Source organism: Spirochaetota bacterium, assembly GCA_035477215.1.
In the GTDB taxonomy this organism is placed as follows: domain Bacteria; phylum Spirochaetota; class UBA4802; order UBA4802; family UBA5368; genus MVZN01.
Genome location: DATIKU010000014.1, coordinates 24,799 through 44,679, shown reverse-complemented (window position 1 = coordinate 44,679; position 19,881 = coordinate 24,799). Strand labels below are relative to the sequence as shown.

Here is a 19,881-nt window from a genome sequence, read left to right as displayed (position 1 = left end):
TTCATTCGGCGACGTATGAACCTATTGATGGGTTGAGAAAACTGGAACGCTTTCCCCTGTGCGGTTAATCAGTCTTTCCGTTCCATAGCCTTTTTCCCCTCGTAAAAGGCTTTAATGTTGAGGTCGTGGAGCTTTGAGGCAAGAAGCCCCTTGACGGCCTCAAGAAACAGCTCTTCCTTGAGCCCCGGGAAAAAACTTGATAAGGCGCCCACTAGCACCACATTGGCGGACTGAAGGCTTCCCAGGTTCTTCGCAATATCCTGCCCGTTGATTATATATGCGTTGCCTTTGAAATATTTTTTGAAAGTCTCACCCACATCCTTCGGGTATTCCCTCAGGCCGAGGTTTACCGCAGGAGGGAATACCATCTGGTTATTTATGATTACCCTGCCTTCAGGCTTCACCCAGTTAATATAGCGAATCGCCTCGAGGAGTTCGAAAGAAACGAGGAAATCAACATCACCATGCTTGATCAGCGGGGAATAGACCTTCTTCCCGAACCTGAAATGGGTTGTGACCTCTCCGCCGCGTTGTGCCATTCCATGTACTTCCGCTTTTTTTACATCATAACCGGAATTCAGGAACACTTCGGCGAGGATATTGCTCGCAAGGATCGCGCCCTGACCGCCAACGCCGGAGAGAAATATATTTGTCACTTTTTCATTTTCATTCATGTTGTTTCTCCCTATTGCGATTTTTTAACGGGTTTTATAGATTCAAACTTACAGAGCTGTTGACAGACCCGGCAGCCTACGCACTGGTCTGGATTGATACGGACAGTCCCTTTCCTCTTATGGCCATCTGTTGACTCCCCGGCGCCTTCATGCCAGCTAATGGCGGGACAGTTGATATTGAGACATATTTTACACCCCCTGCATTTGTCCTCATCTATCGCATATAACGTGTACTCGAACTGTTTCTTCTCCCTTCTGAGAAGCACGCAAGGGGCGTCAACGCAGAGCACGAGTGACGGTTCGTCTTTATCCATCTCTTCCTTTAACACTTCCATGGTTTCGGCAATATTATAAGGATCGACATTCCGGATGCTCTTCACGCCGAGAGCCCTTCCGATCTGTTCATAATCCACCATATACGTCGGTTCCCCCTTTATGGTAAAGCCGGTGCCGGGATGCTCCTGTTGCCCCGTCATGGCGGTAATTCTGTTGTCCACGACGATCGTAGTGGCGTTCCCCTTGTTATAAACAATGTCCATAAGGGGAGTCAGACCATTATGGAGGAATGTGGAATCGCCCAGCACTGAACAAACCTTGCCGAGGGCTTCTTTCCCGAGGGCCTTCATCGCCCCATGGGCCTGCGCGACGCCGGCGCCCATACATACAGTCGTGTGGATGGCGCTGAGGGGGGGGGCGGCGGCGAGGGTATAACACCCGATGTCGCCGAATACGAAGGCTCCAAGCCTGTTGAGCGCGTAAAAAAGCGGCCTATGGGAGCAACCCGCGCAGAGGTTCGGCGGCCTTCTTGGAAGATCTTCCGGTTTCACGCGAGTCTCCGGCTCCCTGTACTCATTCCCTTTCAGGGCTTTTTCGATAATGTCCGGCGACAGTTCGTACATGACGGGTATGACATCTTTCCCGCGGAAAGGCTTGTAGCCCATTGCCCTGATCTCGGTCTCGAAGAAAGGGTCAAGTTCTTCGACTATGACAACCTTTTCCACCTTTTCGAAGAACTCCGCGATCATCTTTTTCGGCAACGGCCATACCATGCCGAGTTTGAGGCTGGACCATTCGGGGAAGATTTCTTTGGTGTAGTTGTAAGTTACGCCGCTTGAGATGAAGCCGATCTTCGTATCTTTCAACTCCATTTTGTTGTGTTTGAACTCATCAGCGAAGGCCTCAAGTTTCCGTATTCTCTCCTCGACTTTTATTCGCGCCGCACGGACATTCATGGGCACCATGACGTATTTCTGCCACTCTTTCCTGTCCAGCCCAGCCGGTTCGGCCGGCTCCACCCGTTCCCCGAACTCAACCACCGTATCCGAGTGAGATACCCTGGTTTCCGACCTTACCAGAACAAGCGAGTCAAACTGCTCGCTGAGATCAAAGGCGATTTTCACAAAATCGTAGCACTCCTGCGAGTCTCCCGGCTCCAACATGGGAACCTTGCCGAAACGGGTCCAATGCCGGCTGTCCTGTTCGTTTTGGGAGCTGTGACTGTATGGGTCGTCAGCCACAAGTATCACCAACCCGCCTTTGACACCGGTATACGCGAGCGTCATGAGTGGATCCGCGGCAACGTTCAGTCCCACGTGCTTCATGCAGGCGAGAGCCCTTGCGCCCGCGAATGAGGCGCCACTTGCCACTTCAAGGGCAACCTTCTCGTTGGGCGCCCATTCGGAAAATATCTCGGGGTATGTATTTGCTATATCTCTCAAAATTTCGGAACTCGGCGTTCCCGGGTAGGCTGCCGCCACCTTCACTCCCGCGTCCGAAGCGGCCCTTGCAATCGCTGCATTCCCCTGCATGATCTGTTTTTTCATGTTTTCTCCATCTCCGTTATTTCACCGGGAAAATAATTTTCCCCGGTGACATGTTCATGGGCTCGTCCCTGTTTTGTGGATATTCATGGCGATTACCCGTGATTCATGGTTGGGATTATACCAAGGGTACCTCGAAAAATCAGGACATTCATTATTAAAATAATCGTAAGTCCTGATATCACCAGCGGTTGCACCCACGGGGGAACTTCGAAAAACTGATTATAGAGGTTCCCATAAAACCAAGGAGTAACCATCAAGAATTCGAAGGGAGTACGCCAGAAGCAAGTCGAGAAGTCAAGCCGTAAAATCATAGACGAGATGATGGCACGATGCCCGGCCTTATGGTATCGTATGCGTATTTACGGGAGTCATTATGCCAAACGCCCTTGACTGGAGAAAATGGTACGGATCATCGAAAAAATTTCCGCATTTATTGCCTGGGGGAGCACTTCCGGCAGTGGGACTCGGGTCGGGAGAAAACGCGTCCCGGGGAGTGGGAACTTTCCCAAAATATTATAAATATGCTTGACAATTTATAGACGACCGGTCTACTACTCTCATCGTGGAGATCCTGCATGGCCAGAGAAGACACCAGACAACTCATCCTCACTAATGGAGCAAAACTTGTCCATTCCAAAGGATTCGCAAGCACGGGAATCCAGGAAATCCTTGACGCCTCGTCCGTGCCAAAGGGCTCATTCTATTTTTACTTTAAAAGCAAAGAGGATTTCGGCCGGGCCCTGGTGGACCATTACAGTAAATACATTTCCGCCATGTTCGACAAATATCTGAGTGACACAGGCAGCCTCCCCCTGGACAGGCTCAAACGCTTTTTCGAAGACAGCTGTCAATTTTATAGGGGCACCCGATTCTTCAGCGGCTGTCCCATCGGCAACCTGGCGCAGGAGATGAGCGGTTTGAGCGAACCTCTCAGGGAGAAATTAAACGAGGCATATTCCAAAATGCGCTCATCTCTCCGCGCGTGCATTATGGAAGCGCAGGAACAAGGCCAGATCGACCGGAGCATGAGCGCCGGCAATCTTGCCATGTTCATCCTGAACGGCTGGGAAGGCGCCCTCATCGACATGAAGCTGTCGAGGAGCGTTGCGCCCCTGGTTGTTTTCAAGGATATGCTGTTCGGTTGTGTTATTAAATGATAATGGGCATTAAAATCTCCGGACACACCAAAACCATCAATCAGGGTGAGCGGCTATGAAAGAAGAAATACGAAAATACGCCATGAGTTGCGGAGTGGATGACGCGGGATTTGCCGCAGTATCCGACTACAACAGCCCCCAGGGCCCGAAAATCGAGACGCTTTTTCCTGAAGCGAAATCCATCGTGGTCTTATGCGTCAAGGAAATGTCCCATGTAGACAGCCCCAATCCCCAGGTCGCCATGAACGGCCGTCTGGACATCATGGAATTCGCCCGGGCAACCAGCTACAAGATGGCCAGGTTTCTCGAAACAAAATGCGGCGCCCGCGCCATGACCGTGCCCCTCTCGTACCCCCTGGAGCTGAGCCCGCAAAACCAGAGAAGCGTGGCCGATGTGTCCCTGCGGCATGCTGCGGTCGCTGCAGGATTGGGCACGTTCGGCCGCCACAACCTTGTGATCCATCCGCGCCTGGGGCCGCGCGTGCTTTTCATGGCGATACTGACCGACCTGGCGCTCCCCGCTGACCCGCCGGTGACGGAGGACATATGCTCCCGGTGCAACATCTGCGCGGAAAGCTGCCCGGCATCCGCCCTGGACGTGGAAGGTCAGACTGATTTTATAAAATGCCTTATGACATCGCAGCCCTATGGCCTGGCGAAGACAATCGGATTCTGGATGAAATGGGCCGACAAGCCCCCGGAGGAGCAGAAAAAAATGCTCCTGTCCAAAGACTTTTTCATGATGTATCAGGCCGGTTTTATTGGCTTTCAATATTTCTGTTTCAAGTGCTACGCCTCCTGCCCGGCGAGAAGGTGACAACAATTTACAATCGGAGGGCTCACATGGATATGTACGAACAACTCAGGGACGTGCTCGATTCGCATCCCACTACCGCGCCGAAGTCAAAGGCAATCATCGAAATCCTTAAGATTCTCTTCACCCCCGATGAGGCTGCCGTGGCGTTAGCCATGAGCTTCAAGGCCGGCAGCATCGGTAAAATAGCGGCGGCGGCATCACTGCCGGAACCGGAAACCGAAAAGAGGCTCGAGGCGATGGCGAACAAGGGGATACTCTTTTCAAAAAGCAAAGACGGGAAAAAAATCTACGGTCTGGTGCCGCTCATCCCCGGCGTGTTCGAGTTCCCCTTCATGAAAAGCGACGGCTCGCCGATGTACCAGCGGCTGGGCCGGCTCTGGGAGGAATATCATCACGAGGCGCTGGGCGCGTCGTTCGCCGGCAACCCGACGCCCCTCATGAGGGTCGTCGCCGTGGAAAAATCTTTAAAGGCGGAAAACCGCGTCCACCCCTATGAAGAAGTGAAACACTTCATCAACAGCGCAAACTTCATTGCCCTTGCCGACTGCGCCTGCCGCACGAGCGTGGGAAAATGCGACAAGCCGAAAGACGTCTGCCTCATCTTCGAGGGTGCGGGCGAGTTCCTTGTTGAGCGCGGATTCGCCCGGCACATCACCAGGGAAGAGGGGATGCGGGTGCTGGACCGTTCGGAAGAGGCCGGCCTTGTCCACACCAGCAACAACAGCGCGGAAAAGGCCAACCTGATATGCAACTGCTGCCCCTGCTGCTGCACGGTCCTGCGCGGCAAGACACAGATCAAGCACCCCCACGCCTTCGAGCCGAGCCGCTTCGAGGCCCGGGTCAGCGGTGCCGACTGCACCGGCTGCGGCGTCTGCGCGGACGAGCGCTGCCCGGTAAAGGCAATCGAGATGAAGGAGGGCATCGCCGTCGCCAACGCCGTGGAATGCATCGGCTGCGGTCTCTGCGTCACCGGCTGTCCGACCGAAGCGATATATCTGGCCGAGCGGAAATCAATTCCCGCCATCCCGGCCACCATCACGGAGATGGGCGTCAGGATCGCACAGGAGAAAGGGCGGTTCGATAAATTCATCAAGATCATGCAGCGGTAGTCCCCGGCGGGCTCGGTCCGGATTACCACGACTGGACTTCCCGCTTGAGCTCGTGGATGGCAGGGATTCCGCTGTTTTTGAGGACTTCTCGCCGGCGATTTATTTTGTTGATGACGTTGAGCCGGTACATGATATCCTCGAGGGTGACGTCGTCCGGCGGGGAGGAAATGGCATTTATTGCCTCTTGCCCTGTCGTGCTCATGTCGTGCTCATGTCGTACGCCGTCTGGATGCCATCATCGGCCGCATTTTCAAATAATGGCGTGGTTGCATAAACGGTTTTCCTTTTGGTAGCGAAATATTTTTTCAGAGGTACTGTATATGCCGGTATACGCGTTTGATGGAAAAAAGCCGGTAATCGGCAAGGGGACATGGATCGCCCCGAATGCTTATGTGATAGGCGATGTGCGCATCGGCGACAGGTGCTATATCGGCTTCGGCGCCGTTATCAGGGGCGATTTCGGGAGGATTGAAATAGGTGACGAGTGCGCGATCGAGGAGGGGGTCGTGATCCATGGCCCGACACAGACCCTCATCGGCAACCGCGTCATAGCGGGCCATATGGCCATGATTCACAACGCGACGATCCGGGACTGTGCGCTTATCGGCATGCAGGCGATGATCTGCGACAATTGCGTTATCGGCGAATGGGCGATAGTCGCGGAAAAATCAATGGTCCTGAAAAACATGACACTGCCCGGAAAAAAGATATATCGCGGCATACCGGCGGCCGAGGTGGCCGATCTGCAGCAGCGGCATTACGATTATCTCTCATTCGGCCAGCTGGCATACGTGGACCTCGCCGAAAAATACCGGGAATCTTTCGAACGCATGGACCGGCTATAATCATTAGAATTCGGCCAACACCGCATATACCATGAAATCACTCCACCTCATCCCAACCGAAGACGGCACCCCGTCCCTCTATTCCGACGAGTACGGCCAGGCGATGCACACGCACTCCGGCGCCTACACCGAGGCGCTCGTCAAGCACGTGCGCCCTTCGGGAATCCTCGCGCGCGATGAGGGCGCACTGCGCGTTCTTGACGTGGGCTTCGGGATCGGCTATAATACACTTGCTCTGCTTTCGGAATTCAGACGGGACGGACGGGGCCAAAGACTCGAAATCGTTACGCTTGAAAAGGACCTTCCGCCCGTTGAAATAATGGAAAGTATTTCGTTCCAGGGAGAGATGGGAGCGCTCTACGGGATGCTGAAAAAACTGAATGGACACAGCGAGGTGCGCGAAGATAATTTCACCGTACGGATGCTAACCGGCGACGCGAGGAAAACGGTCCGTGATCTCATCGCATCGCGCTACCACGCCATCTTTCACGACCCGTACTCCCCGGCCAAAAACCCGGAGCTCTGGACGGTCGAATTCTTCCGGGAGCTTTACCGCGTGGCGGATGATGGATGCACGCTCACCACTTATTCCGGCGCGCTCCAGGTACGCGCGGCGCTTATGGAGGCCGGATTCGTCATCGGGAGGGGGCCGGCGATGGGGCACAAGCGAGAGGGAACGCTGGCGACGAAGGGAGCTCGCCTCGAGCCGCTCGACGAGATGGCCCGCGGGGAGCTTCAGAGCTCCGTAAAGGCGACCCCCTACCGCGACAAAACCCTCGCCGCCGGGCGCGAGGAAATACTTAATCGCAGAAAAGACGAAATGGCGGCGCGGAGAAAATCATAACCACGACCAAAGGCATGGAAGCATCGTATATTCACCTGTACGAAACCGGCCGACTTGCGGAAATCGAGGCCGCGCTGCGCGAACGCATGGCCCGATGCGACCTCTGCCCGCACCGTTGCCTGGCCGACCGCACCGCCGGAAAAACCGGGAAATGCAGAAGCGGCATGCTCCCCGTCGTATCCTCTTCCCACGCGCACTTCGGCGAGGAGTCGTGCCTGGTGGGGAAGCGCGGCTCGGGCGCCATCTTCATGACGCACTGTAACCTCTTTTGCATCTTCTGCCAGAACTACGACATCTCGCACCTTGGTCATGGCGACGAGACTACATACGATGAATTCGCCGGCATGATGCTCGTACTGCAATCGCGGGAGTGCCACAATATCAACATCGTCACGCCCACCCACATGGTTTACGCGGTCATCCGCGCCCTCCTCATCGCCGTGCCGAAGGGACTGTGCGTTCCGCTGGTCTACAACTCGGGCGGCTACGATTCGGCGGACACGCTCCGCCGGATCGAAGGCGTGTTCGACATCTACATGCCCGACTTCAAGTACATGGACGCCGACACGGCCAAACGCCTCAGCGGCGCGGACGATTATCCGCTTCGGGCCATGGAGGCGCTTCGCGAGATGCATCGGCAGGTCGGCGACCTCGAAATCGACGGCCGCGGCATCGCGCACCGTGGGCTTCTGGTGCGCCATCTGGTGCTGCCGAACAATCTTTCAGCAACCGACCGGGTCATCGCCTTTCTCGCGTCACTGTCTGAAAACACCTATCTCAATCTGATGGACCAGTACCGCCCCGAGTACCGGGCGCGGGAGTGCGCGGACCTGCGCCGCCGTGCGACGATCGCCGAGTTTGACGAAGCGGTTGAATGGGCGCGAAGGGCGGGACTCTCGCGGCTTGACAAATGGAGATAAAAATGTTCTTGCCAAAAAGGGCTGGATTTCTGCATTCTGAAACCGCGTGTGAATCGTTTTTTCATTAGAATTGTTGCACAACTGACAAAAATGTCATCGCGAGGAGGCCGCAGGCCGACGTGGCGATCTCAAAAGGCGGCGCGTTTTCACTGGAAAACCAAATGCTTTATGAGATTGCCGCGCCCCGATACGGCAGGGGCTCGCAATGACACCCGGTAAAGCGACAACTCTATTCATACTACTTATAGTAAAATTTTGATTAAGGAGCGCTCCCTATGGTACAGAACGTTGGACCGGCCGACAGGTACATCAGGTTTCTCGTCGGCCTCTCCTTTCTGCTGAACATCATCATCCTCGAGCCGGGCTTCTTCGGCGGATTGATTCTTTTCATACTTGGCGCCGGGTTTCTGGTCTCGGTCTTTACCGGCAACTGCTGGGTGTACACGCTTCTCAAAGTCGACACCTGCGCCGAAGCCCGCGAAGCCACCGCCGAAAGCGCCGCGCCGCACGGCCACGACCACTGACCGGCGCGCACTCAGCGCATTAATCGGGCGTCGGTCCGCAACGCCTCCGGTAAAACGCGCCCGGGGGCGTTTTCGTTTTATCCCCCTCCTTATAAAATTGACTTTAAACCGCGTATAGCCCATACTTTCGGCTCCATCGAGACGCTCACCCACAGATGATCGCAGATGCTGCATTCGTGTAATTCAAAAAGATGAATGGATGGATACACCTGTTCAGGCCTGGATGCTGGCCATTATTGGACCATATCCCACCAGGCCGCCGCAGGGAGGGAAAGCACCCCGGAGTGATGCTCCCTTAAAAATTTTCACCGCTAAATATTTTTTTGTTTACAAAAGCAAATGAGATATATTATTATATAAAATATTAAAATACTAAAAACTGGGGTTATATCATGGATCCGAAAAAGGAACTGCAGAGAATCGGCGAAGAGCTTGAGGCTTTAAAGACGGGAACAAAGAACAAACTGTCGATGATCGTCTTCAGCGGCGACATGGATAAACTACTGGCGGCGTTCATCATCGCGACGGGGGCCGTGGCAATGGGCCTGCATGTGGTGATGTTTTTCACCTTCTGGGGTACACCGGCGCTGCGCGACAAAAAGAAAAAGGCCGGCGGCAAGGACCTCTTCGGAAAGATGTTCGGTTTCATGCTGCCGAAGGGCGCCGGGAAGGTAAAGCTCTCGAAGATGAACATGGGCGGCATGGGGACGGCGATGATGAAGCACCTCATGAAAAAGAAGAACATCGCGTCGCTCGAGGAGATGATAGGGCTTGCCGCCGAGCTCGAGGTAAAGATCTACATCTGCGACATGTCGATGGGCCTCATGGGATTCAAGCCCGAGGAGATGATCGACTACCCGGATGTGGAATTCGTCGGGGTCGCCAAATTCCTTGAAGAGGCGGGCGACAGCAAGATTCAGCTGTTTCTGTAAAAAGACGAAAAGCGCCCGGGCCGGCGCGGTATCGGGTGCGAAATCATAAACATATTTCAGGAGGAATGTTATGGGTGATGAAATCAATGTCGATGTAAAGATGGATCTCAAGGGACTCGCGTGTCCGCTGCCCGTTGTGAAGGTAAGCCAGCAGGTGAAGAAGATGAAGGTTGGCGAGGTGCTCGAGGCCGAAACGACCGACCCCGGCGCGCACGCGGACTTTCCGGCGTGGGCGAAATCCAGCGGTAACGAAATCTTAAAGACCGTAAAGGAAGAAAAATCCGCAAAGTTCTACATCAAGAAGCTTAAATAATCATGATCCGCGCGCACGTCCGGACGGGTGTGCGCGCACCGGCGGGGATTGCCCCGCCGGATAACACGGGAGATCTTCTCCCCGAACTCCATCAGAGAGGATTCGGCATGTGGAATGACATCTATTATTTCATCATGGTCCCCATGGTATACATCGCGTTCGCCACGTTCGCGCTGGGCATTCTGTTCAAGTTCGCGGTCGTGGCGTTTTCGCCTGGCATTAAAGGGAAGCTCGGCGCTTATCCGCGGAGGCTTCCGCGGCCGCTCGGCGTCGTGAAAGAAGCCTTCGCGGTGCCGGTGGCCTTCAGGAAAAGCAAAGTCTTCTGGTTCTTCATAGTGGCCTACCATTTATCGTTCGCACTGCTCGTTATCGGCCACCTCGAGCTCATCGACGAGTTCGCGGCGCTGCAGGTCATCCCCCACCAGGTGTTCCTCGGCGCGGGATGGGTGGGGATCGTGCTGATGGTCTCGACCCTGTATTTCCTCTTCCGGAGATTCAGATACCCGTATAACGCCATCTCGGTCCCTGAGGACTACCTGATCCTCATCCTTCTTTTTTTCGCCCTGTTTTTCGGCAGTCACATGAACCTGGCCTCGCGCCATCTTGATTTCATGTTCGACGTTTCGAAGATGCGCGATTATCTGCAGAGCCTCATCGCGCTCAGGCCCGTCCTCCCCGAGGACATCGTCTCGTCGTACCATAACATCATGCTCGCGCTGCACGTGCTGTTCGCGAACCTCTTCCTGATGCTTTTCCCCTTCGGCAAGATGGTCCACTCGGTCTTCGCGTTTTGCACACTCAACCTCAAGAGGAAATAGGCCATGGAAAAGGAAAAAATACGGGAACTCAAATCACTGATCGCTTCGCGCCTGACCAGGCCGATGCGCTACTACCTGGACACGTGCACACGCTGCGGGCTCTGCTACGACACCTGCCACGCCTATTACGGCATTCCCAAAAAGGAATATTCACCGGTGGGCCGCGCCGAGGTGGTGCGCCGGGCGGTTAAAAAGCATTTCAGGCCCTCGGGAAGGCTCTTCCCCTACTGGGGCGACGCCACGGCGCTCGACGAACGGGTGATGGACGAGATGAAAGAGGCGGCCTTCTCGTGCACCGGTTGCCGGCGCTGCATGATGTACTGTCCCTTCGGCATAGACATGCCGTACATCCTGGGAATAGCCAAGGTCCTCCTCATCGGCTATGGAAACGCGCCGGAGGAACTGGTAATGCTCGCCGATGCCGCGGTCGAGAAGGGAAAAAGCATCGACGAATTCAAGGAAGGCTTCCTCTCGGTCATCGGCGACATGGAGCTCGAGGTACAGAAGCGCCTCGGCCTTCCCTCGGCCGACGGCCTTATCCCCATGGAGAAGAAGAACGCTGACGTGCTCTTCGTCGGGCTTTCGGGCGCGCACTCCATCATCCACCCGGCCGTCATATTCAACGCCGCGAAGGAAAACTGGACCTTGAGCTTCTTCGAGGCCGTCAACTTCGGAATGTTCGCGGGCGACCCCGAGAAAATGCAGTTCATCGCCGACCGCGTCGTCAACGAGGCGAAGGCCCTGGGAGTCAAGGAGGTCGTCATCGTGGAATGCGGTACGGCCTATCGCATACCGAAATTCCTGCTCGGACCGCTGCCGTTCAAGGTGACGAGCATTGTCGAGAAGATCCACCAGTACCTCGCCGAGAACCGCATCCGCATGAAGGACGGGGCCATTGCCGAGCCGCTGACCTATCACGATCCCTGTCAGCTCGGGCGCAACGCGGGCGTGTTCGACGAGCCGCGCGAGATACTCGCTCGCCTCGCATCCGATTACCGCGAGATGTCCCCGACGCGCGAATACAACTGGTGCTGCGGAGGCGGGGGCGGGCTCGTGGCGCTCGACAACGAGGAGTTCAGGATAAAATCGGGCAAGGCGAAAAAGGACCAGATCGACGCGACCGGCGCGAAGATCGTTGTGTCGGCGTGCGAGAACTGCATCCTCCAGCTCAACACCATAAAGGACGGGTACGGTCTCGACGTCGAGGTCAGGTCGCTTTCGGAGCTGGTGGCCGAGCGCCTCGCCGTCTGAACTCGTAACGGCCCGGACGAGAAGAGGGCTTTTTTCACCACGGACACCGCAAGGCCCCCGCCGCCGGCGGAGGCCCGTTTCGTCCTGGTATTGCTACCCGGTTAAATGCCCGCTACATGCCGGACACTTAGCGTTTCAGGTTGATAAGCTCCTGGAGCATCTGGTCCGAGGTCGTAATGGTGCGCGAGTTGGCCTGGAAACCACGCTGGGTGATGATCATGTCGGTGAACTGGTCCGAAAGGTCGACGTTCGACATTTCGAGCGTTCCCGCCACGATCTTCCCGCGCCCGCCCTCGGAAGCGGCCCCCACGTTCGCCAGTCCAGAGTTATTGGAGAGCTCGAAGAGGTTCTCCCCCGCGGCGGTGAGTCCCATTGGATTATTGAACACCGCCATGGCCACCTGGCCCACGCTCTGCTTGGTGCCATTGGAGTAAATACCGGTTATGACGCCCGAATCGTCGATGTTGAACGACTCCATGTAACCCATGGTGTAGCCATCCTGCTCCACCGCCTTGGTCGTCGACTGCGACGAGAACTGCGTTACGCCCTCAAGCAGCCCTGCCTTGCCGAGGTCGACGTTGATGGTACGCACCGTCGGATCGCCCGCCATGCGATACGAGGCGTTGATGACCAGGTCGCCCTGGTTGAGCTCGTCAGGACTGGAGTCGTCGGCTACGGAAACGAGTCTCCCCTCCGGCGTAAAGCGCAGGTTTATCCTGCTCGAGGGGTTCGCCTGGTTGGCCTGGTTGGCGCCCGCCGGCACGTCGAGGGTCATCTGGCCGAGGCCGTCGGTGATCGCCGCGGAGGCGGTCCACTGATTGGTCCCGGTGCGCCAGAAGGTCATGGTCATGCGGTGGTTGTTGCCCAGTTTATCGTATACGTCTATATTAGTGGTCACTCCCGCCGAGGCGCGCATCCTTCCGGTGGCGTCGGGCGGAACGACCGGCATCTTCGAATCGAGATTGCACTTGTATTTCACATAACTGGTTTCCCTCGCGTCGACCTTCCCATAGATGGGGATGATGAGGTCCTCGGGAGTGCCCGAAGAATTCGGGACCTTTTCGCCCTTTTCGTTCGTGGTGGCCATCCAGCCCTGCACCCTCAGGCCGTTGGCGGGATTGACGAGCATGCCGTCGCGGTCGAGCGCGAAGTTGCCGGCACGGGTGTAATAGTTTTTATCGCCCTCGGCCACCACGAAGAAACCGTCACCCGAAATGGCAAGGTCGGTCTGATTGCCGGTGGTCTGCAGGCTTCCCTGTGTGAATATCCTGTCGATCGAGGCGATGGTCATACCCAGTCCGACCTGTCTGGGATTGACGCCCCCCTTGTTCTCCTCGGGCTTCGCCGCCCCGGACAGCGTCTGCGACAGCATGTCCTGGAAGGTGACACGGCTCGTCTTGTACCCGTAGGTATTGACGTTCGAAATGTTATGGCCGATTACGTCCATCCTGGTCTGATGGTTCTTTAAACCGGATACCCCGGAAAACAGTGATCGCATCATAACGCATAAACTCCTGAATAAAATTTATTACCGCCGGCCCTGCCGCTTACTGATTATCCCCATACGCCTTTACGGCGAATCCATTGTTCGATTCCGATGCTCCGCGCTCACCCATGCCCTGCCGGTCCACAATATGGTCAACGGCCTCCGGACGCGGCTCCAGTGCATGCATTGTCAAAGCGGCCGATCGCGGCCGGTCATTATAACTGTCGGCGACCGGAACGGGAACGGCTTTCTGCTCGGGCGGAAGCACCGAGTGAATATCGGAGAGACCGAGTTCAGTGCCGTTTACCAGAAGCCGTATATCGTTTTCCCTGTAAAATATCCTGGAGACCTCGCCCTCCACGGCCCTGCCGTTAGCTGGATTGAACGCCTCGACCCGCTTGCCCAGCAGCGAGTACGCCTCGTTCGAGCGGGCGCTCCTGTTGAGCGAGTTCATCGAGTTGCTCACGTTCGTCATCTGCTCGAGCGCCGAGAACTGCGCCATCTGCGAGATGAATTCGCGGTCCTGCATGGGCTGCGTCGGATCCTGGTGCCGCAGCTGCGTAACAAGGAGCTTCAGGAATGCGTCCTTGCCCATCTCGCCCTTCTGGCTTCCGTCCCTGCGCTTGAGTTTTGCGTTGACGGCGTCGGCCTGCTGCTTCGTCCTGGCAAGCTCCTCACGCGACATGGTGTTGGTAATATCCATGTTGTCCTTCTCCTAAATCGTCACGTCTATGAATCCATCATGATGCCGCACGGACTGAAGTTCGTACCTGCCGTTCGCTTCCACGGGAGTTCCCGATAGCGGCGGAGGAAGGTAATCGCGCGAGCTCTGCCGGGCGTACCGTTCGTCGCCGCGCACATTCACCTGGAACTCCCCAACGCTGATACCCGACTCGGCCAGTCGTTGGCGAATGTCCTCGAGCTGCCCGACGAGTGCCTGCCTGGCCTCCACCGTCTCGACCAGAAACCTTCCGGTAATCGTCCCCTGTTCCAATCCCAGGCTAACATTCACCCTTCCCAGCGATTCCGGGTACAGGCGCATCTGAAAACTGCCGTTTTTCGCGTCCTGCACCACGACCCGCGCGTTTCTGACCAGCGACTGGAGCTGTTCCTCGAAAAGTGGATTCTGCCGCGGCAGCGGTGCCGCGTGCGCATTTTTATCCGCCCCCTGCGCGTTCTTTGCGAACTGAAAGCCGAACGCCGACGAATTCCCATCCTTCGGCGATGAATTCTCGACCTGATCCCTACCATTAAGACCATGCGAAACAATCGTTCTTTCAAGGAGCGCCGAGCGCGGCTGTTGCTGATCAGGCTCTTCCCGCAGTCCCTGTGCCACGGCCCTGTCGGTCCTTCTGGCAAGGCGGGTTACCATATCGGCAATGCGCTGTATCTCATCGCCCAACGGCGCCTGACGCGCCTCCCTGCCGCCCATCTGACCGGCCTCAATCCTCTTTGCAAGTTCGCGCAGGCGCTCGCCGAGCGCATCCAACAATGCCCTGTCGGTGCGGCCGCCCCGGCTCTGTAAAACGTCCCTGGTCTCGGCAAGCGCCGCCTTTACGTCCCGAAGCTCCCTGCTCCCTTCCGCGTAAATGGCCGCCCTTGACTGCACTACCTCAAGACGCTGTAAAAGCTGCGACCATCCTTCATCGTCACGCATGCCGGTCTTTTTGCGCATGGCCTGGTTTTCACGGAGCGTTTCCGAGGACTTCCGGGTTCCTGGAAGCAGTGCTTCCTTATCGCCGACGTCATCGGCCTTCTTCCGGCCGGTAAAATCGGCACCGACCTCCTTTCGGCCCGCATCAACGGACGCGCGTCGGGCGTCCGATTCCTTATCCTTCATATCCGACGGCCTGTCATTCTCACTTGCGCGTCGGGCATCCGATTCCTTATCCTTCATATCCGACGGCCTGTCATTCTCACTTGCGCGTCGGGCATCCACCCTCATATCATGGCCATCACGCTCTTCGCGCCCGGCGGGCCCTTCTCTGTCCACCCGCATGCGGTCGTCCTGACGCGCCGCCGGCTCCTCGTACCGCGTTTCAGGACGCTCCGGCGGATTCCCGGGACGGTTCTCGCGCTCCGCCGACAGATGCCGGTTGAGAATATCATCAAAGCGGACGGACGGCTCCTCCGCGGTGTGAAGGCGCGGGAGGCCGACCGCCTCGCGCGGCACGAGCATATCCGAAATTCCCAGATGTATCGATTGCTGCATCGTTCCTTCCCCGATGGGCGGTTAAAACCACACGGGTCCGCCCGGTCCCACAGTACTGTATTAATATCGTGAGAGGGGTATATAAACTGAATGGAAAATTAATATAAAACGGCGGATGGATGGGCGAATATCGGCCCCATCCCCGCCGGCCGGAGATGGCATTATACAAAATAATATAATTTACACATCAATAAGTGCCTTAATTTTAAAAAAACCGGCCGGCTGGTATCAGATAAAAATTTGTACCTATTTATTAATTTTGTTGTCAACATTGAATATTGACGATAAATTTTAAATAGTCAATAACGATGAAAAACTGAAGGGAGCCCGGATGGCTCCCGAAACGATGTCAGTACGAGGTGCTATACTTCCACAATTGCCAATCCTCCATTTTGGATCCCGGATTTACGTCCCCAAAATAGGAGACCTCTTGGATGCTCATCCCTGCCTTTGCAGGGATGTTTTTTTAGCGGGCGTCCGGTTTTCAGATTCATCGCAATTTCCACGCATACACCCGCATCCAGGCTTCAGAACGGGGGATTGCAACCACTCGTTCTGCGAAACTCGGTGAGCCGAACGGTTTTCGCGGGACATTCCCACTCCCGCGAATCTACACCCGAAACTCGCCCGATACGCAATTCACTTCCTGTTCACCCCTGTCAAAAAAATTGTGGCGGCGATACCGCTTGCTTGTTAATTTAAAGGGAATATAATGGCAAGGAAGGGAATGATGAACTATTCAACTGCCTTGAGGCCGCAGACCACAAAAAAGCTGGAAGACATCGGCAGGGCGGACATTCTGGTCGGGATTCCCTGCTACAACAACGAAAGAACGATACAGCACGTGATCGAGATGGTCACCGACGGACTCAACCGGTACTACCGCGACGCGCATTCCGTTATTTTCATCTCCGACGGCGGCTCGACGGACGACACGCGAGCGATATCGAAAGGCGTGGAACTGAAACCCTGGCAGGAGCGCGTAGTGCAGATATACCGTGGAATTTCGGGAAAGGGGAGCGCCTTTCGCGCCATATTTGAAGCGGCGGTGATGCTCGACGTTAAATCATGTATGGTGGTAGATTCCGATCTCCGCAGCATCTCGCCCGAATGGGTGCGGCTTTTAATCGATCCGGTACTCAATGGGGAATACGAGTTTGTGGCGCCGGTGTACACCCGGCATAAATACGACGGCACCATCACCAACAACATCGTGTACAGCCTCACCCGCGCCATCTACGGCAAACGCATTCGCCAGCCCATCGGCGGGGACTTCACCTTCTCGAACAAGCTTGCCAGATTCTACCTGGAAAAGCCCGTCTGGTCGACGGATATTGCCAAGTTCGGCATCGACATCTGGATGACGATAAACGCCATCGCCCGCAACGTCAACATCTGCCAGGCTCACCTGGGCGTGAAGGTGCACGACGCGAAGGACCCGGCGGACTCGCTCGGTCCGATGTTCGTGCAGGTTATCGGGACGCTCTTTAATCTCATGGAACACTACGCGCCCTACTGGAGAAACATCGAGGGGAGTCGCCCGGTGCCGCTCTTCGGGGACGGAACGCCGAATGAGCCCGAGGCGGTGGATATCAGCCTCGACCGCCTGGTGCAGGAATACAAACTGGGATTCAACCAGTTCGCCCGGCTGTACGAAGAGATTTTCTCGCGCGAGGTCTTTCTCTCGCTCAGAGATGCCTGCAACGCGGAGGTCGGGGAGTTCGGCTTCCCCATCGAAACATGGGTCAAGGCGCTCTACCAACTGGCGGCGACCTACCACAATTGGAAGGTAAATCGTGTGCGACTCATCAACCTTATGGTCCCCCTCTACTATGGCAGGGTGGCCGGTTTCGTCAACGCCACATGGGATATGAACTCGATCGAGGCGGAGGAAGTCGTCGAACGGCAGGCCGAGGTGTTCGAATCGATGAAGGGCTACCTGATCGAACGCTGGGACGAGAAGCGCCCCGAACCCGATGACTTCAACCCCATGCGGTAAAATTCCGTCCCGGTAATGATTTTTACTTTACGCGCCCGTTCAATAGTGACACCCTTGGCGGAGGGGATGTTTGCACGGGCCGAAGAACCACCCCCGTGCACTATCGGGTGGCCATGGAAAAGCGCATACTATTCTCCGAAAAATCAAAAGCCGGCCTTCCGGCACGCTTCAATTTTCCGTTCGACGCGACCGCGAGCACCGACATTGTTGACAGCATGAACGGCCTGCGGGAGTCGGGACACAGAGCTAAACTGGCGGTGCTGATCCTGACGGTGGACGAGTTAAGCCGATTGGAGGCGGTCGAGAAGCATCGGCCCTCCGATTCCGTGTATTTCAGGGTCATCATAACCGGCGCCGGAATAAACGAATCGCTTTCCGAATCGCCGCTGTTGGAGAATATAGCGCACGCCACATCGTCGCCCCTTTCGGCGGCCGAGCTGTCGTTTCATTTAAAAAGGGCCTTCATCTCGATGGAGCGCGAAGCTAAGCTTGCCGTCGAGCTGAACAATTACCAGAGCACCCTGCTCGACATGAAGCTCGACCAGGAAGACCTTATAAACATAGGCCGATCGCTCTCCATCGAAAAGGATCCTGACCACCTCTTTCGGCTCATCCTTATGCTCAGCAAGAAGATAACCGGCGCCGACGCCGGAAGCATTTACATCGTCGAAGAGCGTCGGGAGGAAGGAAAACATCTGAGATTCAAATATTCGCACACCTTCTCGAAGGAGCTGCCCTACGAGGAATTCGTGATGCCGCTCAACAGAAACTCGATCGCCGGATACGTCGCCGTCACCGGTACGATCCTTAACATTCCCGACGTCTACGGGCTCGCCAAGTCCGACCCGGTGGCCTTCAACTCCTCCTTCGACCGCGAGCACAACTACCGCTCGAAGTCAATGCTCGTGATACCCATGCGCAACCATCTCGACGAGATAATCGGCGTCATCCAACTCATCAACAGCAAGGAGGACGATACCGGCAACAGTAAAATGACCGGCAACGAAGCCTTCGAAATAATGCTCTCGAAGCCGGAGGACTTCGAGAGGAAGGTCGTACCATTCGCCTCGCGCTACGAGTCGCTCATGGAGGCCGTGGCCGGTCAGGCGGCCATCGCCATCGAAAACAACCGCATGATCAAGCAGATCCAGATGCAGTTCGAGGAGTTTGTAAAAGCCTCGGTTACCGCGATTGAATCGCGCGACGCGGCGACATCGGGCCACTCCTTCCGCGTGGCCGAGATCTGCAGGCAGATGGCGCTGGCCGTCAATACCGAGGAGGATGGCTTCTTTAAAGACGTGCGCTTTTCGGACATGGCGATCAAGGAGCTCGAATACGCGGCGCTGCTGCACGATTTCGGCAAGGTCTACATAGACCTTGCGATATTCCAGAAATCGAAAAAGCTCTTTCCCAAAGAGTTCGAAAACCTCATGCTCAGGTTCGACTACCTGTACCGCTACGTCGAACTGCGCTTGCTCATGGAAGAGAACCGGCTTTTACAGAAGGCCCGCGGCGGCATCGACGTTTCCGCCGATTTCGACAAAATAAACGCCGATCGGATCTCGAGGCTTGCGCGCATACGCGAGGTCAAGGCGACCCTGGCGACACTGAACGAACCGACGGTAATGAACAACGACCCCGAGGATGTCATCCGAAAGATCCACGAAGAGCTCGATTCACTCGACTGTTACGATCCCGACGGCAATCCCGTCCCGGTCATCACCGACAGCGAAAAAATGAACCTCGAGATACGTCGCGGCAGCCTCAATCCGCTCGAGCGAAAGGAGATCGAGAGCCATGTGGTGCATACCTATAACTTCGTAAGCAGAATCCCCTGGCCGCCCGAATACCGCAATATTCCCGAGATCGCCCTGAAGCATCATGAAAAACCCGACGGAACCGGATACCCCGACGGTATTTCGGGCGACGCGGACATCCCCATGCAGGCCAGGATGATGGCAATAGCCGATGTGTACGACGCGCTCGCGGCGACCGACCGTCCCTATAAAAAGTCCGTACCTCTGGAAAAGACGCTCTCGATCCTCGAAGAGGAGGCTCGAAACAACAAGCTCGATGCGGAGCTCGTCAGGCTTTTTATCCGTCACCGGATATACGAGAGGGTGGACAGGGACTCCTTTAAAACCGGAGTGATGTAAA

At 56.0% G+C, this 19,881-nt stretch carries 19 protein-coding genes; 13 read left to right on the top strand and 6 right to left on the bottom strand.

Features of this window, described 5'->3' with window-relative positions; all coding sequences use genetic code 11:
* Positions 1-68 precede the first annotated feature (68 nt).
* Entirely contained in the window at positions 69-674 is a 606-nt protein-coding gene (locus tag VLM75_02205) for an indolepyruvate oxidoreductase subunit beta (GenBank protein HSV95727.1), read from the bottom strand.
* Between the two features lie 11 nt (positions 675-685).
* Complete coding sequence (gene iorA, locus VLM75_02200; GenBank protein ID HSV95726.1) at positions 686-2,497, bottom strand: indolepyruvate ferredoxin oxidoreductase subunit alpha; 1,812 nt, start codon at positions 2,495-2,497, stop codon at positions 686-688.
* A gap of 575 nt (positions 2,498-3,072) precedes the next feature.
* Between iorA and VLM75_02195 the strand changes: the two genes are divergently transcribed.
* From VLM75_02195 to VLM75_02185, 3 genes are read left to right on the top strand one after another with little or no spacing between them, the layout of a single operon-like run.
* Positions 3,073-3,654 (top strand): TetR family transcriptional regulator C-terminal domain-containing protein, encoded by a 582-nt coding sequence (locus VLM75_02195; protein ID HSV95725.1) that lies wholly within the window; start codon positions 3,073-3,075, stop codon positions 3,652-3,654.
* Between the two features lie 55 nt (positions 3,655-3,709).
* Positions 3,710-4,471, top strand: coding sequence for an epoxyqueuosine reductase (locus tag VLM75_02190; protein HSV95724.1), 762 nt, complete (start codon positions 3,710-3,712; stop codon positions 4,469-4,471).
* Positions 4,472-4,497: 26 nt separating this feature from the next.
* Entirely contained in the window at positions 4,498-5,580 is a 1,083-nt protein-coding gene (locus VLM75_02185) for a 4Fe-4S dicluster domain-containing protein (GenBank protein ID HSV95723.1), read from the top strand.
* Positions 5,581-5,602: 22 nt separating this feature from the next.
* Here the strand turns inward: VLM75_02185 and VLM75_02180 are convergent, their stop codons facing one another.
* Entirely contained in the window at positions 5,603-5,782 is a 180-nt protein-coding gene (locus VLM75_02180; GenBank protein ID HSV95722.1) for a hypothetical protein, read from the bottom strand.
* 118 nt (positions 5,783-5,900) lie between these two features.
* Here VLM75_02180 and VLM75_02175 point away from each other — a divergent pair, with 118 nt between their 5' ends.
* The 8 genes from VLM75_02175 to VLM75_02140 all read left to right on the top strand — a co-directional run bounded on the left by VLM75_02175 (position 5,901) and on the right by VLM75_02140 (position 12,027).
* Positions 5,901-6,425 (top strand): gamma carbonic anhydrase family protein, encoded by a 525-nt coding sequence (locus tag VLM75_02175; GenBank protein HSV95721.1) that lies wholly within the window; start codon positions 5,901-5,903, stop codon positions 6,423-6,425.
* 31 nt (positions 6,426-6,456) lie between these two features.
* Positions 6,457-7,269 (top strand): MnmC family methyltransferase, encoded by an 813-nt coding sequence (locus VLM75_02170; protein ID HSV95720.1) that lies wholly within the window; start codon positions 6,457-6,459, stop codon positions 7,267-7,269.
* A 14-nt stretch (positions 7,270-7,283) separates the two neighbouring features.
* A complete protein-coding gene (locus tag VLM75_02165) occupies positions 7,284-8,189 on the top strand; it encodes a radical SAM protein (GenBank protein HSV95719.1) in 906 nt (301 codons plus the stop codon).
* A gap of 275 nt (positions 8,190-8,464) precedes the next feature.
* The gene (locus VLM75_02160; protein HSV95718.1) at positions 8,465-8,713 is read left to right on the top strand and encodes a DUF2892 domain-containing protein; all 249 of its coding nucleotides are present in this window, start codon (positions 8,465-8,467) and stop codon (positions 8,711-8,713) included.
* 392 nt (positions 8,714-9,105) lie between these two features.
* On the top strand, positions 9,106-9,645 hold the full coding sequence (locus tag VLM75_02155; GenBank protein HSV95717.1) for a DsrE/DsrF/DrsH-like family protein: 540 nt from the start codon (positions 9,106-9,108) through the stop codon (positions 9,643-9,645).
* A gap of 82 nt (positions 9,646-9,727) precedes the next feature.
* Positions 9,728-9,958: a sulfurtransferase TusA family protein gene (locus tag VLM75_02150; GenBank protein ID HSV95716.1), complete on the top strand. Its 231-nt coding sequence runs from the start codon at positions 9,728-9,730 to the stop codon at positions 9,956-9,958.
* A 107-nt stretch (positions 9,959-10,065) separates the two neighbouring features.
* Positions 10,066-10,776 carry a respiratory nitrate reductase subunit gamma gene (locus VLM75_02145; GenBank protein ID HSV95715.1) on the top strand — a complete coding sequence of 237 codons (711 nt, stop codon included), beginning with the start codon at positions 10,066-10,068 and terminating at the stop codon, positions 10,774-10,776.
* A gap of 3 nt (positions 10,777-10,779) precedes the next feature.
* Complete coding sequence (locus VLM75_02140; protein HSV95714.1) at positions 10,780-12,027, top strand: (Fe-S)-binding protein; 1,248 nt, start codon at positions 10,780-10,782, stop codon at positions 12,025-12,027.
* A 127-nt stretch (positions 12,028-12,154) separates the two neighbouring features.
* Here the strand turns inward: VLM75_02140 and flgE are convergent, their stop codons facing one another.
* From flgE to VLM75_02125, 3 genes are read right to left on the bottom strand one after another with little or no spacing between them, the layout of a single operon-like run.
* Positions 12,155-13,528 (bottom strand): flagellar hook protein FlgE, encoded by a 1,374-nt coding sequence (flgE, locus tag VLM75_02135; GenBank protein HSV95713.1) that lies wholly within the window; start codon positions 13,526-13,528, stop codon positions 12,155-12,157.
* 46 nt (positions 13,529-13,574) lie between these two features.
* Entirely contained in the window at positions 13,575-14,216 is a 642-nt protein-coding gene (locus VLM75_02130; GenBank protein ID HSV95712.1) for a flagellar hook capping FlgD N-terminal domain-containing protein, read from the bottom strand.
* A gap of 12 nt (positions 14,217-14,228) precedes the next feature.
* Positions 14,229-15,725, bottom strand: coding sequence for a flagellar hook-length control protein FliK (locus VLM75_02125; protein HSV95711.1), 1,497 nt, complete (start codon positions 15,723-15,725; stop codon positions 14,229-14,231).
* A gap of 730 nt (positions 15,726-16,455) precedes the next feature.
* Here VLM75_02125 and VLM75_02120 point away from each other — a divergent pair.
* Positions 16,456-17,724, top strand: coding sequence for a glycosyltransferase (locus VLM75_02120; protein HSV95710.1), 1,269 nt, complete (start codon positions 16,456-16,458; stop codon positions 17,722-17,724).
* Between the two features lie 95 nt (positions 17,725-17,819).
* Entirely contained in the window at positions 17,820-19,880 is a 2,061-nt protein-coding gene (locus VLM75_02115) for an HD domain-containing phosphohydrolase (GenBank protein HSV95709.1), read from the top strand.
* The last annotated feature ends 1 nt before the right edge of the window (position 19,881 follow it).

Bases quoted from the DNA above. Each gene is read 5' to 3' on its own strand.
- flgE (HSV95713.1), bottom strand. From the start codon at position 13,528: ATGATGCGATCACTGTTTTCCGGGGTATCCGGTTTAAAGAACCATCAG.
- VLM75_02140 (HSV95714.1), top strand. From the start codon at position 10,780: ATGGAAAAGGAAAAAATACGGGAACTCAAATCACTGATCGCTTCGCGC.
- VLM75_02170 (HSV95720.1), top strand. From the start codon at position 6,457: ATGAAATCACTCCACCTCATCCCAACCGAAGACGGCACCCCGTCCCTC.
- VLM75_02185 (HSV95723.1), top strand. From the start codon at position 4,498: ATGGATATGTACGAACAACTCAGGGACGTGCTCGATTCGCATCCCACT.
- VLM75_02160 (HSV95718.1), top strand. From the start codon at position 8,465: ATGGTACAGAACGTTGGACCGGCCGACAGGTACATCAGGTTTCTCGTC.
- VLM75_02120 (HSV95710.1), top strand. From the start codon at position 16,456: ATGAACTATTCAACTGCCTTGAGGCCGCAGACCACAAAAAAGCTGGAA.
- VLM75_02130 (HSV95712.1), bottom strand. From the start codon at position 14,216: ATGGATATTACCAACACCATGTCGCGTGAGGAGCTTGCCAGGACGAAG.
- VLM75_02190 (HSV95724.1), top strand. From the start codon at position 3,710: ATGAAAGAAGAAATACGAAAATACGCCATGAGTTGCGGAGTGGATGAC.
- VLM75_02155 (HSV95717.1), top strand. From the start codon at position 9,106: ATGGATCCGAAAAAGGAACTGCAGAGAATCGGCGAAGAGCTTGAGGCT.
- VLM75_02195 (HSV95725.1), top strand. From the start codon at position 3,073: ATGGCCAGAGAAGACACCAGACAACTCATCCTCACTAATGGAGCAAAA.
- VLM75_02175 (HSV95721.1), top strand. From the start codon at position 5,901: ATGCCGGTATACGCGTTTGATGGAAAAAAGCCGGTAATCGGCAAGGGG.
- VLM75_02205 (HSV95727.1), bottom strand. From the start codon at position 674: ATGAATGAAAATGAAAAAGTGACAAATATATTTCTCTCCGGCGTTGGC.
- VLM75_02145 (HSV95715.1), top strand. From the start codon at position 10,066: ATGTGGAATGACATCTATTATTTCATCATGGTCCCCATGGTATACATC.
- VLM75_02180 (HSV95722.1), bottom strand. From the start codon at position 5,782: ATGAGCACGACAGGGCAAGAGGCAATAAATGCCATTTCCTCCCCGCCG.
- VLM75_02165 (HSV95719.1), top strand. From the start codon at position 7,284: ATGGAAGCATCGTATATTCACCTGTACGAAACCGGCCGACTTGCGGAA.
- iorA (HSV95726.1), bottom strand. From the start codon at position 2,497: ATGAAAAAACAGATCATGCAGGGGAATGCAGCGATTGCAAGGGCCGCT.
- VLM75_02125 (HSV95711.1), bottom strand. From the start codon at position 15,725: ATGCAGCAATCGATACATCTGGGAATTTCGGATATGCTCGTGCCGCGC.